Origin of the sequence: Halomonas sp. 72 (genome assembly GCF_052379785.1) — a bacterium.
GTDB lineage: Bacteria > Pseudomonadota > Gammaproteobacteria > Pseudomonadales > Halomonadaceae > Vreelandella > Vreelandella citrativorans.
Genome location: NZ_JBQSYY010000022.1, coordinates 1 through 14,530, shown reverse-complemented (window position 1 = coordinate 14,530; position 14,530 = coordinate 1). Strand labels below are relative to the sequence as shown.

13 protein-coding genes are annotated in these 14,530 nt (G+C 54.9%); 8 read left to right on the top strand and 5 right to left on the bottom strand.

Annotated elements, in window-relative coordinates:
• Positions 1-26: 26 nt before the first annotated feature.
• Genes dxs through ACT3T6_RS15655 form a run of 3 tightly spaced genes read right to left on the bottom strand, consistent with a single transcriptional unit; the run spans position 27 to position 3,121 of the window.
• Entirely contained in the window at positions 27-1,949 is a 1,923-nt protein-coding gene (dxs, locus tag ACT3T6_RS15665) for a 1-deoxy-D-xylulose-5-phosphate synthase (RefSeq protein ID WP_193054080.1), read from the bottom strand.
• Complete coding sequence (ispA, locus tag ACT3T6_RS15660) at positions 1,950-2,840, bottom strand: (2E,6E)-farnesyl diphosphate synthase (RefSeq protein ID WP_193054079.1); 891 nt, start codon at positions 2,838-2,840, stop codon at positions 1,950-1,952.
• On the bottom strand, positions 2,834-3,121 hold the full coding sequence (locus tag ACT3T6_RS15655) for an exodeoxyribonuclease VII small subunit (protein ID WP_193054078.1): 288 nt from the start codon (positions 3,119-3,121) through the stop codon (positions 2,834-2,836). Before ACT3T6_RS15655 ends, ispA begins: the two co-directional genes overlap by 7 nt.
• 263 nt (positions 3,122-3,384) lie before the next feature.
• Between ACT3T6_RS15655 and serA the strand changes: the two genes are divergently transcribed.
• Positions 3,385-4,629, top strand: a complete 1,245-nt coding sequence (gene serA, locus ACT3T6_RS15650; protein WP_172116927.1) for a phosphoglycerate dehydrogenase — start codon at positions 3,385-3,387, stop codon at positions 4,627-4,629.
• Positions 4,630-4,749: 120 nt separating this feature from the next.
• Here serA and ACT3T6_RS15645 read toward each other — a convergent pair whose 3' ends face one another.
• Positions 4,750-5,439: a pirin family protein gene (locus ACT3T6_RS15645; RefSeq protein WP_172116928.1), complete on the bottom strand. Its 690-nt coding sequence runs from the start codon at positions 5,437-5,439 to the stop codon at positions 4,750-4,752.
• A gap of 240 nt (positions 5,440-5,679) precedes the next feature.
• Between ACT3T6_RS15645 and trhO the strand changes: the two genes are divergently transcribed.
• The 4 genes from trhO to ybiO all read left to right on the top strand — a co-directional run bounded on the left by trhO (position 5,680) and on the right by ybiO (position 10,653).
• Complete coding sequence (gene trhO / locus ACT3T6_RS15640) at positions 5,680-6,639, top strand: oxygen-dependent tRNA uridine(34) hydroxylase TrhO (protein WP_193054077.1); 960 nt, start codon at positions 5,680-5,682, stop codon at positions 6,637-6,639.
• Between the two features lie 177 nt (positions 6,640-6,816).
• Positions 6,817-7,638, top strand: a complete 822-nt coding sequence (locus ACT3T6_RS15635; RefSeq protein ID WP_172116930.1) for an IclR family transcriptional regulator — start codon at positions 6,817-6,819, stop codon at positions 7,636-7,638.
• An 18-nt stretch (positions 7,639-7,656) separates the two neighbouring features.
• Positions 7,657-8,094 carry a YqaA family protein gene (locus ACT3T6_RS15630; protein WP_193054076.1) on the top strand — a complete coding sequence of 146 codons (438 nt, stop codon included), beginning with the start codon at positions 7,657-7,659 and terminating at the stop codon, positions 8,092-8,094.
• A gap of 171 nt (positions 8,095-8,265) precedes the next feature.
• Entirely contained in the window at positions 8,266-10,653 is a 2,388-nt protein-coding gene (gene ybiO / locus ACT3T6_RS15625; RefSeq protein ID WP_193054075.1) for a mechanosensitive channel protein, read from the top strand.
• Positions 10,654-10,760: 107 nt separating this feature from the next.
• On the opposite strand, the gene ACT3T6_RS15620 is transcribed toward ybiO, so the two are convergent.
• On the bottom strand, positions 10,761-11,507 hold the full coding sequence (locus ACT3T6_RS15620) for an SDR family oxidoreductase (protein ID WP_193054074.1): 747 nt from the start codon (positions 11,505-11,507) through the stop codon (positions 10,761-10,763).
• A 160-nt stretch (positions 11,508-11,667) separates the two neighbouring features.
• Between ACT3T6_RS15620 and folK the strand changes: the two genes are divergently transcribed.
• The 3 genes from folK to ACT3T6_RS15605 all read left to right on the top strand — a co-directional run bounded on the left by folK (position 11,668) and on the right by ACT3T6_RS15605 (position 14,488).
• The gene (gene folK / locus ACT3T6_RS15615) at positions 11,668-12,114 is read left to right on the top strand and encodes a 2-amino-4-hydroxy-6-hydroxymethyldihydropteridine diphosphokinase (RefSeq protein ID WP_193054073.1); all 447 of its coding nucleotides are present in this window, start codon (positions 11,668-11,670) and stop codon (positions 12,112-12,114) included.
• A 105-nt stretch (positions 12,115-12,219) separates the two neighbouring features.
• Positions 12,220-13,038, top strand: coding sequence for a flagellin N-terminal helical domain-containing protein (locus ACT3T6_RS15610; RefSeq protein ID WP_193054072.1), 819 nt, complete (start codon positions 12,220-12,222; stop codon positions 13,036-13,038).
• Between the two features lie 190 nt (positions 13,039-13,228).
• Positions 13,229-14,488, top strand: coding sequence for a 2-aminoadipate transaminase (locus tag ACT3T6_RS15605; RefSeq protein ID WP_226913509.1), 1,260 nt, complete (start codon positions 13,229-13,231; stop codon positions 14,486-14,488).
• Positions 14,489-14,530: the final 42 nt, after the last annotated feature.

Genomic DNA, 14,530 nt, shown 5'->3' with positions numbered 1-14,530 from the left:
CTTGTCGATCAGTCACGGTGTTGCTTTTAACTTGAGAGTGAAGGCAGCCGCTGGCGAATGGCGGCTTCGATGCCCTCTGCGTCCAGACCACAGTCCCGCAGCAATTCATCCGGTGTGCCGTGCTCTACAAAGGTGTCGGGCAGGCCGAGATTGAGCACTTCTACCTGCACTCCTTCAGCGTTGAGCAGTTCGTTAACAGCGCTTCCCGCGCCACCCGCAACGACGTTCTCTTCAAGGGTTATTAGAAGCTCATGCTCGTCGGCCGCGTGGAGGACCGTGTCGCGGTCCAGCGGCTTGATAGAGCGCATATTGATATGCGTGGTGTTGAGCTTTTCGGCAACGTCAGCGGCTGCGGTGTTCAGGCTACCAAACGCGAGTAGCGCAATGCGCACGCCATCGCTTTGTGACTGACGGCGTACCTCCGCCTTGCCAATCGGAAGCGATTCCAGGTGCTCAGGAATTTCCACGCCGGGGCCAGTGCCGCGCGGGTAACGCACTGCCGCAGGGCCGGGATGATGATAGGCCGCACTCAACATGGCGCGACACTCGGCTTCATCGGCAGGTGCCAGAATGACCATGCCGGGTACGCAGCGTAAAAAGGACAAATCCATGCTGCCGTGGTGAGTGGGGCCGTCTTCACCCACAAGCCCTGCCCGGTCGATGGCAAAGGTGACGTCCAGCTCCTGTACCGCTACGTCATGAATGAGCTGGTCATAGCCGCGCTGCAAAAATGTTGAGTAGATCGCCACCACCGGCTTCATGCCTTCGCAGGCCATGCCCGCCGCGAGCGTCACGGCGTGCTGTTCGGCAATGGCTACATCAAAGTAGCGCGCTGGGTACTCTTTGGAGAAACGAATCAGGTCGGAGCCTTCGCGCATGGCGGGGGTAATCCCTATCAGGCGTGAATCGCTTGCGGCCATATCACACAGCCAGTCGCCGAATACGTTGCAGTATTTTCTCTTGGGGGCGGACGGCACTTTGGGCGGCGGCGTGGGTGCCACGCTGGCTTTCTCAAGTTTGGTGATGGCGTGGTAGCCAATCTGGTCCGCCTCGGCGGGTAAAAAGCCTTTGCCTTTGCAGGTTTTGATATGCAGAAACTGCGGGCCATCCAGATCGCGCAGGTTACGCAGCGTTTCGGTCAGTGCCTCAAGGTCGTGCCCGTCAATCGGGCCGATGTAGTGAAAACCCATTTCCTCGAACAGCGTGGCGGGGCTGACCATGCCTTTCATGTGCTCTTCGGTGCGCTTGGCAATTTCCAATGCGCCGGGCAGATGAGAAAGTACTTTTTTGCCCTCTTCGCGCATTTTCAGGTAAGGCTTACTCGACATCATCCGGGCGAGGTACGTCGCCAGGCCACCGACGTTTTCCGAGATCGACATCTCGTTGTCGTTGAGCACGACCAGCATGTTGGCGTTGACGTGGCCGGCATGGGCCAGCGCTTCAAAAGCCATGCCCGCCGTGAGCGCGCCATCACCAATAATCGCACAGACGCGGCGATTATCGCCTTTGGCCTGAGCAGCCAACGCCATGCCGAGCGCTGCGGAAATCGAGGTGCTCGAGTGGCCCACGCCAAAGGTGTCGTATTCGGATTCAGCGCGGCGCGGAAATGCCGCCAGGCCGCCGTGCTGGCGAATGCTGAGCATCGCTTCACGGCGGCCGGTGAGAATCTTGTGCGGATAGGCCTGATGGCCCACGTCCCACACCAGGCGGTCCTTGGGCGTATGAAAGGCGTGGTGCAGGGCCACGCTCAGCTCTACTACCCCCAAGCCTGCGCCAAAGTGGCCGCCGGAAACGCCCACGCTATAAAGCAGGTAGGCACGCAGCTCGTCAGCCAGTTGGGCAAGCTGCTGGGTATTCATGGCCCGCAGTGCAGCGGGGTGATCAAAAGAGTCGAGCAGCGGCGTTGCCGGACGCTCGCGGGGAATCTCGTCGAACAGCTTCATGGGCATCTAGTGGTCGCGCTCGATCATATAGTGGGCTAATTCGGCCAAGGGGGCGGCTTGCTCGCCTAATGGGGCGAGAGCGGCAGTGGCCTCGTCAATCAGGGTGCGCGCTTTTTGTTGCGCGCCTTCCAGCCCCAACAGGCTGGGATACGTCGGCTTGGCGCGCGCAGCGTCAGCGCCGGATGTTTTGCCGAGTGTTATGGTGTCACCCGTCACATCAAGGACATCATCATGAATCTGGAAGGCTAGACCAATGGCGCGCGCGTAGCGAGTCAGGGCGTTTATACGCGGGTCGCTCTCGTCAACGGCAATCAGCCCGCCCATACGCACCGCCGCCACAATCAGCGCACCGGTTTTATGAGCGTGCATGTGCGCTAGGGCGTCCACGTCAGGGTGGCCGCCGATAGCGGCCAGGTCCAGTGCTTGGCCTGCCACCATGCCTCCACGGCCAGACGCCGTGGCAAGCGTCGTGATCAGGCTGCCAAGCCGCGGGTGAGCGGTGCGTGCCAGCACGTCAAAGGCCAGCGTTTGTAGCGCGTCGCCTGCCAGAATCGCGGTCGCTTCGTCATAGGCGATATGCACGGTGGGCTGGCCGCGGCGCAGATCGTCGTCATCCATGGCGGGCAAGTCGTCATGAATCAATGAATAGGCGTGGATGAGTTCAATGGCGGCGGCCGGCGCGTCGAGGTCTTTATCGCGTGCCCCCAGCGCCTGCCCAGCAAGATAAACAAGCAGCGGGCGCAAGCGCTTGCCGCCCACTAAAAGACCGTGTCGCATGGCGTTATCAAGCCGCGGTACCACGGCGCGCTCGTCAAAAAGCGCGTTTAGCGTGGCGTCTACCCGGGCATTGCTGGCCTGACGTAAGGCGGTCAATGAGGGAGCGTTGGTCGCTACCATGGGGGCGTCTCCTTACCCTCGTCATTGTCATCCTTGGGCGATTCACTATCAGCAAACGGCGTGACGTTTAAACGGCCTTCGCTATCTTCGCTCAGCGCGCGGACTTTTAGCTCGGCGGTATCCAGGCGTTGCTGGGCATCGCGCGTCAACCGTACGCCCTGCTCAAAGGCGCCCAGCGCATCTTCCAATGAGAGCTCGCCTGACTCCAGACGTTCTACGATGGTTTCCAGCTGGTCAACCGTGGCCGCAAAATCCTGCGGTGAAGGTGTGGTATCGCTCATTGGTCAATGCCTACTGTTTTCTGGCGCCCCATCAAAAAGGCTGCGCGTGTGCCTGCCATGACAAACGCACAGTATACACCGAGGCCAGGGGGTGGCGTCTGCCCCAGGCCGCTTTGTGCGTATGACTTGCACTGTTTTCATCTTGATAACGCACACATTTCATCAGTTCGTATCGGCCTGATGGGCGTGCGGTATGCTACTATACGGCCTTTTCGTGAACCGATACACGGCGCACGCCGCCGACCATAGAGGTTGATTCAGCCATGGCTAAAACGTCCCTGGAAAAGAGCAAGATCAAGATCCTGCTACTCGAGGGCGTCCACCAAAGTGCGGTGGACAATTTTCAAAATGCCGGATATGAAAATATCGAGCATCTGCCGACATCGCTAGATGAAGCATCGTTGATCGAAAAGATCCGTGATGTACATTTCATCGGTATTCGCTCGCGTACCCAGCTTAATGAGCGAGTATTTGCAGCGGCAGAGAAGCTGGTCGGCGTTGGCTGCTTCTGTATCGGAACCAACCAGGTGGACCTGAATGCGGCGCTAAAGCGTGGTATTGCCGTGTTCAACGCGCCTTACTCCAATACTCGTTCGGTCGCTGAGCTGGTATTGGCAGAAGCGATCATGCTGTTGCGTGGCATTCCTGAAAAAAATGCCCGTGCTCATCAGGGCGGCTGGCTGAAATCAGCCAAAAACTCGCACGAAGCACGCGGTAAAACGCTGGGTATTGTTGGCTACGGCAGCATCGGCGCGCAGCTTTCTGTGCTGGCCGAGTCGCTGGGCTTTAACGTTATCTACTACGATATCATCACCAAACTCGGCATGGGTAATGCAAGCCAGGTCACCAGCCTTGAAGAGCTGTTAAACCGCTCGGATGTGGTGAGCTTGCACGTACCGGACTTGCCCTCTACCCGCTGGATGATTGGCGCGAAAGAGATTGCTGCGATGAAACCAGGTGCCATCTTCATCAATGCCTCACGCGGCAGTGTCGTGGAAATTGAACCCTTGGCGGATGCCATCAAAGCAGGCCATCTCAATGGCGCTGCGGTGGATGTGTTCCCGGTGGAGCCCAAGGGCAACGATGAAGAGTTTGAAAGCCCGTTACGTGGTTTGGAAAATGTGATCCTGACCCCGCATGTGGGTGGCTCTACGCTCGAAGCCCAGGAAAATATCGGTATTGAAGTGGCCGAAAAGCTGACGACCTACTCGGATAACGGCACCACGATCACCTCGGTCAACTTCCCCGAAGTGGCGCTGCCTGCCCACCCCGATAAGCACCGCTTGCTGCATATTCATGACAACGTGCCGGGCGTACTGTCGGAAATTAACCGCGTGCTGTCCGAAAACGGCATTAACATCTCGGGCCAGTACCTGCAGACCAACGATAAGGTCGGCTATGTGGTCATTGATGTCGACAAAGCTTACGGTCCGCAAGCGCTGGAAGCATTGAGGCAGGTAGAGCACACGCTGAAAATCCGTGCACTTTACTCAGCGCACAATAGCTAGGATTGATTGGCAGCTGCGAGGCTTGGTGACAACGCAAAACACTGGGCTGATGGCGTAAAAAAACGGCTCCCGAAAGGGGGCCGTTTGGGTTGTTAAGGCGGGTAGCACTGAGTAAAAGGGCTAAGCAAGATCAAACAGCAGTACTTCGCTTGTATCCTGGCCGGTCACGCTGATCGCGTCGCCAGGCTCAAACGCAGCGGCATCGCCGGTACTGAGCTGTTCACCATTGACCTCGACCGCGCCCTTTACCACGTGCAGCCAGGCATAGCGCGTAGCCGGTGTCTTGACGCTGTCGCCTGCATCAAATGAGCCTGCATAAAGATTAACGTCCTGGTTCAGGCTCACTGAGCCTTCACGGCCCTGCTGTGATGCTACCAGGCGCCACTGGTTTTGGCGGCCTGCGGCTGGAAATGCTTTCTGCTCGTAGCTGGGCTTAATGCCAAGCGCTTTGGGCTCAATCCAGATCTGCAGGAAGTGCAGTCCGTTCTCTTTGGAGTGATTAAACTCGCTGTGCACAACGCCGGTGCCCGCTGACATGCGCTGTACATCGCCCGGGCGCATGACCTCGCCATTGCCCATGTTGTCCTTGTGCTCCATTTCGCCTTCCAGCACGTAGGAAATAATCTCCATGTCCCGGTGCGGGTGGGCACCAAAGCCATGACCACCGGCGACGCGGTCTTCGTTGATCACCCGTAGGGCGCGAAAGCCCATATGCTTGGGGTCATGGTAATTGGCAAACGAGAACGTATGGTACGAACGCAGCCAGCCGTGGTCTGCATAGCCCCGCTCATCCGCGCGACGAATTTTCATGGTGTGCTCCCAGTTGTGTTGAAGGAGTAGCTGTTGAAGGAATGCGCTCAATATACGCCTGAAACCGCACGGCGTGGGGTGAAGGTTTCTGCACGATAACGTCGATTAAATCGACGAATTTTTAAACCGCGAGTGACCTGCGTCAATCTGGCAGGATTCAAGCGCTGCGCCGTTTGCGCTAGACTATGCGCGTTTATTAACCCGGTCCGCCCTTTACGAGGGTGACTACTGGAGCTTGTTATGTCTGCACCTGTTTCTGAAGCTGGCGATATGCCGCGTATTGTCGTGGCAGCATTGTATAAATTCGTTACGTTAAATGACTTTGAAGCGCTGCGTGAGCCGCTGCGCCAAGCCATGGTCGATCATGATGTTAAAGGCACGCTGCTGCTCGCTAAAGAGGGCATCAATGGCACCGTCGCGGGGACTCGCGAAGGTATTGATGCACTGCTTGGCTGGCTGACCGCTGACCCGCGCTTGACCGATATCGACCATAAAGAGTCTTACTGCGACGAAACCCCGTTCTATCGCACCAAGGTTAAGCTCAAAAAAGAGATCGTGACGCTGGGCGTACCAGGCATTGATCCTAACAACACCGTTGGTACCTATGTTGAGCCTGAAAACTGGAACGAGGTGATTTCAGACCCCGAAGTGCTGGTGATCGACACTCGCAATGATTACGAAGTGGCGATTGGCAGCTTCGAAGGCGCGGTTGACCCAAAAACCACCACGTTCCGTGAGTTTCCCGACTACGTGCGTGAGCATTACGACCCAGAGAAGCATAAAAAAGTCGCCATGTTCTGCACCGGCGGTATTCGCTGTGAAAAAGCCTCCAGCTTTATGCTCAAAGAGGGGTTTGACGAGGTCTACCACCTCAAGGGCGGCGTTTTGAACTATCTGGAGAAAGTCCCGGAAGAGCAGTCGTTATGGCGTGGCGAGTGCTTTGTGTTCGATAACCGCGTTACCGTGCGTCACGACCTGAGTGAAGGCCTGTTCGAACAGTGCCACGCCTGTCGTATGCCGATTTCCGAAGACGACATGCAGTCATCAGCCTACGAGCCTGGGATTAGCTGCCCAAACTGCATCAACTCGCTGCCCGAGAAAACTCGCGCCGCCGCCCGTGAGCGTCAGCGCCAAATTGATCTTGCCAAAGAGCGTGGCCAGCCCCATCCGCTGGGTTATAACCATCGCGAGAAGGCCTGATAGCGGCGCCAAGGAGTGGCGTAATGTCGGCGGCCACGCCTGTGGCCGTTTTCTATCTATAGCGATGTTCTGCCATTCGCTAGCTTCCTCCATTAGTGGAATTCGTTTCCGTAAACGCGACAGCGGCCTTTGCGGCACGTTATCCTGTTACTCTTTACGCCTTTAGGAGAGAGCAGGGTGAGTGAAGCCAAGCGTAGGACGGTCGGGCGTCCGGCAAATGCCGCTAAAGCGAGTGGCGGGCATAGCCAGTCGCTGGTACGCGGCTTAACGTTACTGGAGTTTTTAGCGGCAAGCCCACTAGGGCTTGCGCTGTCAGACGTGGCTGAAAAAGCCGAGTTAGCCCCTTCTACCACCCACCGCTTGCTCCAGGCTCTGCAAAGCCAGGGGTTTGTTAGCCAGGAGAACGAGCAGGGCTTATGGCGTATTGACGTCAAAACCTTCCGTATCGGTAACAGCTTTTTAGAAGCTCGCGATGTGGTGGCATCAAGCCGCCCCTTTCTACGCCGCTTAACCGCTGAAACCGGCGAGACTGCCAATTTAGGGATCCGCGATGGGGATACGGCGGTATTTCTGGCCCAGCACGAATCGCCTCAAATGATGCGCATGATTACCCGCTTGGGCTCACGCGCCCCGCTGCATGCCTCTGGCGTGGGTAAAGCGCTGTTGGCATGGATGCCCACTGACGAACGCGCTCGCTTTTTGGATAACCGTGAACTCACCCGTGTTACCGACAATACACTGTGCAGTCCAGACGCACTGACCGCCGAAATGCACCAGGTGTGTGATCAAGGTTTTGCCTGTGACCGCGAGGAGCACGCCATTGGCCTGCATTGCGTCGCGGCCTGTATCTTCGACGAGCACGCCACGCCGCTGGCGGCTATTTCTGTTTCAGGCCCCATGGCGCGTATCCCTGAAGCACGCCTGCTGGCGCTGGGTAAGCTGGTGCGCCAGGTCGCCGATGAAATTACCGCTCAACTTGGGGGGCAGGTGCCGCAGTAACGTTCGGCTACCCGTTACATGCTGAGTCTTTTCCTTGTTGCGTTTGTTAGTGCGACCCTGCTGCCTGGCGGCTCTGAAGTTTGGCTTGCCAGACTTTGGTGTTTGGGGGAGCCGGCTATTTTACTCTGGGCGGTAGCGACCACTGGTAATACGCTGGGCAGTCTGGTCAATGTGGCGATGGGCCGCTATGCACGTCAGTTTCAGGATCGCCGGTGGTTCCCTGCATCGCCTAAACGCCTTGCCCAGGCCGAGCGCTGGTACCACAAGCTTGGCGAGGCCAGCCTGCTGCTTTCCTGGCTGCCGGTGGTGGGCGACCCACTGACGGTACTGGCCGGGTTGTTTCGGCTTCCCTGGTGGCGTGCCTTTTTATGGATTTTAGTTGCAAAAGGCGCCCGCTACGCGGTTGTGCTGGTTCTGGCACACCAGTGGCTATTGCCGCTTTGTCAAATTAAGTAACGCGCTGCTACTTCTCATATTCGTAGTGTTAACGGTCAAATCATCTTATGTTCCCATGTTACTCTGTGGGCTTTGTATGTTATCAACATGCTCGGTGAGCACATTTGTGTTTGCATAAAGCGGGCTAACAATTAAATTTAATAAAGCATTTATCTAAATGGAGGTTAAGGCGTGACGCCATTACGTATATTTCCCTGGCTAGGCATTTGGCTAATGACACTGCTTGTGTTTTTTGCCACGCCGGTATTAGCCCAAACGACGACGGTCGAAAGTGATCGTGCATCGCCTCCAGCGGAAGTGCCCGCTTCTTACGAAGCACTTGCTGATCTCCTCGAAAATGAGCAGTCGCGCCAAGAGCTAATTGATGTATTACGTCAACAGGCATCCGCGTTGCCCGCCGGTTTAGAGGCTGAGTTATCCCCTGAAGCCGCCGCTCAAGGAAGCGATTTGGCTCCAGAGGATGTCTCATTGCCACGCCAGTTGGCAGAGCTGACAAGCGATGTTGTCAGTAATATTGGCCTGCAGATTGAGCAAGCTTTTTCCATCATGGGTAACCTGTTTACCGGGCAAGGCGCGAGTGCTTTTGATTCGTCAGCTTTCGTCCAGGCCGCGATTAATCTGGGCCTCGTGATCGTTGCGACCTTCGTGATTTTCTTCGCACTGCGTCGGATGGCCAAGTCTGCCTTTACCCGGGTGAGCAAATGGTCGCTCAATGGCACCGGAATGACGCCAGTGCTGCGCTTGATTTGCTGCGTCATTATTGCGGCACTTATTGACTTTATATTGGTGGGACTTGCGTACGTGGGCGGTAACCTGGTGGCCACGTTCGCGATTGGTGAAACGGGCGAGCTTTCCACACGGGCCTCGCTGTTTCTCAATGCTTTCCTGGTCATTGAGTTGATGAAAGCAGTGATGCGGATGCTGTTTTCCTCACACTACGAAGGCCTGCGATTGTTGCCAATTTCAACCGGTGAAGCCTCCTACTGGAACCGTTGGATAGCACGTCTTATCGGCATGGTCGGTTACGGACTAATGGTTGCCGTGCCGCTGATCAATTTCTACCTGGCTGCCAGCGTAGGCCAAGCGGCTGGCACATTAATTATGATTGTGGCCTTTGTTTATGCGGTCAGTGTGGTGCTCAAGAACCGTATTCGCATCCGGGGGCACTTGAATGATGCGGCGGCCAATACGTCGATGGTGGCAAGCCGTGTATCGCTTCAGCTCTTTGCACGTACCTGGCACTTTTTTGCGCTGACCTACTTCTTAATGGTCTTCGTTTTGATACTGACGCGTCCTGGCGATGCACTGCCTTTCGTGCTTTTTGCAACACTGAAAACATTGGCTGCGGTGGTGATAGGGCTTCTGGTATCGACTTTCCTGACCCAAACGATTGGGCATCGCATTCGCTTGTCGGACGATTTGCGTCGTAAGCTGCCGCTGCTTGAGCCGCGTCTTAACAGCTACGTTCCCAACGCGCTGCGTGTGCTACGCACCATCATCCTGGTCGTCGTTATCATGGTGGTGCTGGATGCCTGGGGTGCGTTCAATTTAGCCAATTGGTACGCTTCTGAACGCGGAACGATGCTGGTAGGGCGACTGGTCAGCATTGCCTTGATTCTGATTGTTGCGCTGGGCGTGTGGTTAGGGCTTGCGAGCCTGATTGAGCATAAGCTCAACCCGGAAACCGGCGGTGGTGAGCCCTCTCCTCGAGCCAAAACGCTGCTGAGCCTGTTCCGCAACGCGCTGGCTATCGCCATGCTCACGATTACCGGGATGATCCTACTGTCCGAAATCGGCATTAACATCGGCCCGCTGATTGCCGGTGCCGGGGTACTGGGTTTAGCTATTGGTTTCGGTGCGCAGAGGCTGGTACAGGATGTTATTACCGGGGTCTTCATTCAGATCGAGAATGCCATGAATACAGGCGATGTGGTAACGCTGGGGGGCATCACCGGGACTGCAGAACGATTAAGCATTCGTTCGGTAGGCATTCGGGACCTTTCGGGCACCTATCACATCATTCCCTTCTCAAGCGTTGACACCGTTTCTAACTACATGCGCGACTACGGTAACCATGTCGGTGAGTACGGCATTGCTTATCGTGAGAGCATTGATGATGCGATTGAGCAGCTCCAGCTTGCCTTTAATGACCTGAAAACCAGCGAAGAGCATGGCTATAAGATCCTTGCCGATCTAACCGTGGCCGGTGTTGTAAGTCTGGGTGACAGTTCTGTCAATATTCGTGTGGTTATCAAAACCACCCCGGGCGATCAGTGGGGTGTTGGTCGGGCTTATAACCGTTTGGTCAAGTTGCGCTTTGATCAGGCGGGCATTGAGATACCGTTCCCGCATACCACGATGTACTTCGGCCAGGACAAGTCCGGTTCAGCGCCGCCTGCCAACCTACGCATTATGCAGCAGGACTTCACTATCGATGGTAGCCCTGCTGGGCAGCCAAAGGCAGCTGAAAGTGAGGTAGATGACCGTTTTTCACCTCGCCGGAAAGATAAAACGAGTGAGACGATTGATCAGAATCTACCCACAGGTGACGATGTCTAATGCTTGAGTGTTAGCACACCTACCTTGCATTTTGGGGCCGCCTTTGGGCGGCCCCACTGCGTTCTACGTTATTAAAAATGTTCTTGGAACGGCTGTTAATCTGGTTGTCACTCTAGATAGTTCTCCGAATGCCGACCTTCCAGGTAGATCGACTCACCGCCATCGACACATAACACTTGGCCGGTAACAAAATCGTTTTCCAGCAGGTAGTACAGCGCCTTTGTTAAGTGGGTGGGCGTTCCCCGCCGGTTAAGGGGAATGCCTTCCAGACGCCATGCAATATAGTCGTGGCTACGCTGGGAAGTGGGCAGTACTACGCCGGGAGAAATACCATTGACCCGGATATGTGGCGCGAATTCGAGTGCGGCCATTTGGGTCATCTCTTTCAGCCCCTTTTTAGACAACAAATATGCCGCATAAGGGTACTGATGATAGGCCACTTTATTATCAATGATATTCACCACACAGCCTTTAGACACCGCGTTAGCAAAATGCTGAATTAACAACATCGGGGTAAATAGATTGACGCGAAACTGCCTCTCGAGGAGTGCCATGTCCGTTTGAGCAATGGGGGCGGCCTGGTACGTGGAGGCGCTATTAACCAGCACCGTTAAATACGGAAAGCGCCGCATGGCGGCTTCAATCAGTGTATCCAGCGGGTCGTGCAAAAAATCACAGGGTAGTATTTCGCACTCGCGCCCTTTACTGCGGATCGTGCGTGCTACCTCTTCAGCTTCATCTCGTGAGCTATTAACGTGAAGTGCAATGTCGTAACCTGCATCTGCTAACACTTCTGAAAAATGCCGTCCCAAACGGGTAGCGCCCCCGGTCACTAATGCTGCTTTAGTCGTCATTGTTATCCCTGTCTTTAATCATTATATGGCGTGCTTCGTTTATCTTGCGTTTGTTATTAGTTGTTTGGTTGCTTGCACACTTAGAGCATAGCGCTAGTCTGAGGTATGATCATTACAGTGATTAAGAATATTTCGACTTCTCTCTAGTTGAGTAATCGTTATGTCAACAACGGCGTTACGAGCCGGGCGAGATACACGGCTGCATGAATGCCTCATCTCGATAGGCTCGAATATTGAACCTGAGCTGAATGTCACACGAGCGTTGTCTCTTTTAAACAGCGAATGCGACCTGGTCACGCACTCTCAGCCAATCCGTACCTCCCCTGTTGGCTTTTTACAGCAGGCCGATTTTCTCAATGCCGCGCTATTGGTGCGCACGCCGCTTCCCTATGCAGCGTTTCGGCTGTATTTAAAAGCGGTCGAGAACCGCTTGGGTCGCGTACGAGGTCTGAATAAATCAGGCCCACGCACCATGGATCTGGATATTGTGGCGTGGAATGGCGAGTTAATGGATCAGGGATACCTTGAGTATGATTACGTCAGGCTCCCTATTGATGAAGTGTTGGCCGCTAGTGGGCGCTCATTAACGATAAAGCATGAGCGGTAAAAATAATTAATGCTTTACCCGTTCAGGCCGATAAATACGTCACTGACGTTGTTAATTGGCAAGTCAGACCTGCGTATTGCGCCTTGCACTTAATGAGGGCCTGAATTGTTCAGCCTAAATACCAATGTGACCTCGCTACGGGTGCAGAGCAATTTGCGCAGTAGTCAGCAAGCGATTCAGACCTCTATGCAGCGGCTATCGTCGGGCTTGCGTATTAATAGCGCCAAGGACGACCCGGCCGGGCAAGCGATTGCCAATCGTATGAACGCGCAAATCCGCGGCATGAATCAGGCCATTCGTAATACCAATGACGGAATTTCGCTGGTGCAAACGGCCGAAGGCGCGCTGAATCAGATCAATGATAATTTGCAGCGCATTCGTGAGCTGAGCGTGCAGGCCGCTAACGGTACTAATAGCAATGATGATCTCGTTTCCATTCAGGGCGAGATCGACGGACTCCTGGACGAAATTGACCGAGTTGCCGGGCAAAGTAACTTCAACGGTATTGATCTGTTCGAGAAGCGCGATCTCACTATCCAGGTGGGGGCCAATTCAGGCAATACCATCAGCATTCGTATGGAAGGCATGGGCCGTAATGCCTTGGGGCTGAGTGATTTCAGCGTGCTTTCGGATGACACCGCAACGCCCAACCCGATGGAGGCGATGGACGACGCCATTAAGCGGGTGGATCGTCAGCGTAGCTACTTTGGCGCGATGCAAAACCGCTTTGAAAGCGTCATCGACGGGCTCAACAACAATATCGTCAATCTATCAGCGGCCCAGTCGCGCATTCAGGATGCGGATTACGCTCGGGAAGTTTCCAACTTGATCCGCGCACAAATTCTCCAGCAGGCGGGCATGGCGATTCTCGCCCAGGCCAACCAGCAGCCGCAGATGATCCTGCGTTTGCTGGAAAGCTTGTAGCGTTGCTCTGCCATTTTATAAACGTTATCCATTCCTTTTTTTGGCCTGCCTTTCGATATGACGGTTTAAAGTGCGTGCTTGTCTGCTTATGCATTCCAATTTGGCATGCGTTAAACGTTTTTTTTCGTTTGTGGTCTTGTCTGGTAATTTGCTTTGATAACGCCATTCACCCCTGAACGGCAGGAAAATAATGGCGATGGAACTTTCTCATGTGAGTGCTGCGTTAGGCGTTTTGCACCCGATTTGTATAGCCCGTGGGCGTAATGCGGAGGTTTGGGATGAATCGGGGCAGCGTTATATCGATTTTATCGGCGGTATTGGTGTTCTTAACCTTGGTCATAGCCATCCGGCAGTAGTGGAAGCCGTTCAAAGCCAGGTAGAAACGTTAATGCATTCTGCATTTAACGCAGTGCCACATCGCGGTTACCTGTCGGTAGTCGACGCGTTAAACCAGTTTGTACCGGTTTCTTATCCGCTCTCTTGTATGCTCACCAATAGTGGTGCGGAAGCAACTGAAAATGCTCTTAAAGTTGCCCGGGGTGTCACTGGACGACAAGCAGTTATAGCCTTTGACGACGCTTTTCATGGTCGAACGCTGGCTGCCTTGAACTTAAATGGCAAAGTGAAACCGTACAAGTCGGGTCTTGGCGCCTTGCCGGGCCCAGTTTACCATCTGCCGTTCCCAAGCCGTGATAGCGGCGTGACTGATGAACAGGCGCTGGCCGCGCTGGAACGGCTATTTGAAGTTGAAATACCTGCCGATGAAGTGGCTTGCATGATCGTCGAACCCATCCAGGGAGAAGGTGGTTTTCGTCTACTGTGCCCTCAGTTCGCCAAGGCAATGCGCGAAATCTGTAATCAACACAATATCATACTGATATTTGACGAAATTCAATCAGGATTCGGGCGTAGTGGTAAGCGCTTTGGCTTTTCACATTTAGGCGTTGAGCCAGATCTTCTTTTGATGGGCAAAAGCATCGCCTCGGGGTTGCCACTGGCGGCGTTAGCGGGGCGGGTAGAGCTGATGGACGCGTTACCCAAAGGTGCGCTGGGTGGCACATACTCAGGCAATGCAGTGGCATGCGCAGCCGCACTGGCCGTCATGGACATCATGCAGGAGAAGGAGCTTGCCAGCTGGGGAGAGCGGCAGGAAGCACTGATAGTTGAGGCTTACCAGGCGTGGCAGTCAAGCGGCCGCTTTCCTATGCTGGGAGCCATGACGGGCATTGGCTCAATGCGGGGTATTGTTTTTAACGATACGCAAAATGCCACAGGTGCCGAGCATCTGACGGCGCTATTGACCGCCGGACGTAACGCTGGCGTTCTGCTGATGCCCAGCGGACGCAAACGCAATATTCTACGTTTATTACCCCCGCTCACCATCGAGCCAGAAATATTAAAAGAAGGTCTAAGCCTTATTGAACAGGCGTTGGAGACGCTAAGCGCATGATCGCTATGGAAGCCGGTGAAGGTGTTAGCGCGATATACCAGT

Bases quoted from the DNA above. Each gene is read 5' to 3' on its own strand.
- dxs (WP_193054080.1), bottom strand. From the start codon at position 1,949: ATGCCCATGAAGCTGTTCGACGAGATTCCCCGCGAGCGTCCGGCAACG.
- ispA (WP_193054079.1), bottom strand. From the start codon at position 2,840: ATGGTAGCGACCAACGCTCCCTCATTGACCGCCTTACGTCAGGCCAGC.
- ACT3T6_RS15655 (WP_193054078.1), bottom strand. From the start codon at position 3,121: ATGAGCGATACCACACCTTCACCGCAGGATTTTGCGGCCACGGTTGAC.
- serA (WP_172116927.1), top strand. From the start codon at position 3,385: ATGGCTAAAACGTCCCTGGAAAAGAGCAAGATCAAGATCCTGCTACTC.
- ACT3T6_RS15645 (WP_172116928.1), bottom strand. From the start codon at position 5,439: ATGAAAATTCGTCGCGCGGATGAGCGGGGCTATGCAGACCACGGCTGG.
- trhO (WP_193054077.1), top strand. From the start codon at position 5,680: ATGTCTGCACCTGTTTCTGAAGCTGGCGATATGCCGCGTATTGTCGTG.
- ACT3T6_RS15630 (WP_193054076.1), top strand. From the start codon at position 7,657: ATGCTGAGTCTTTTCCTTGTTGCGTTTGTTAGTGCGACCCTGCTGCCT.
- ACT3T6_RS15620 (WP_193054074.1), bottom strand. From the start codon at position 11,507: ATGACGACTAAAGCAGCATTAGTGACCGGGGGCGCTACCCGTTTGGGA.
- folK (WP_193054073.1), top strand. From the start codon at position 11,668: ATGTCAACAACGGCGTTACGAGCCGGGCGAGATACACGGCTGCATGAA.
- ACT3T6_RS15605 (WP_226913509.1), top strand. From the start codon at position 13,229: ATGGCGATGGAACTTTCTCATGTGAGTGCTGCGTTAGGCGTTTTGCAC.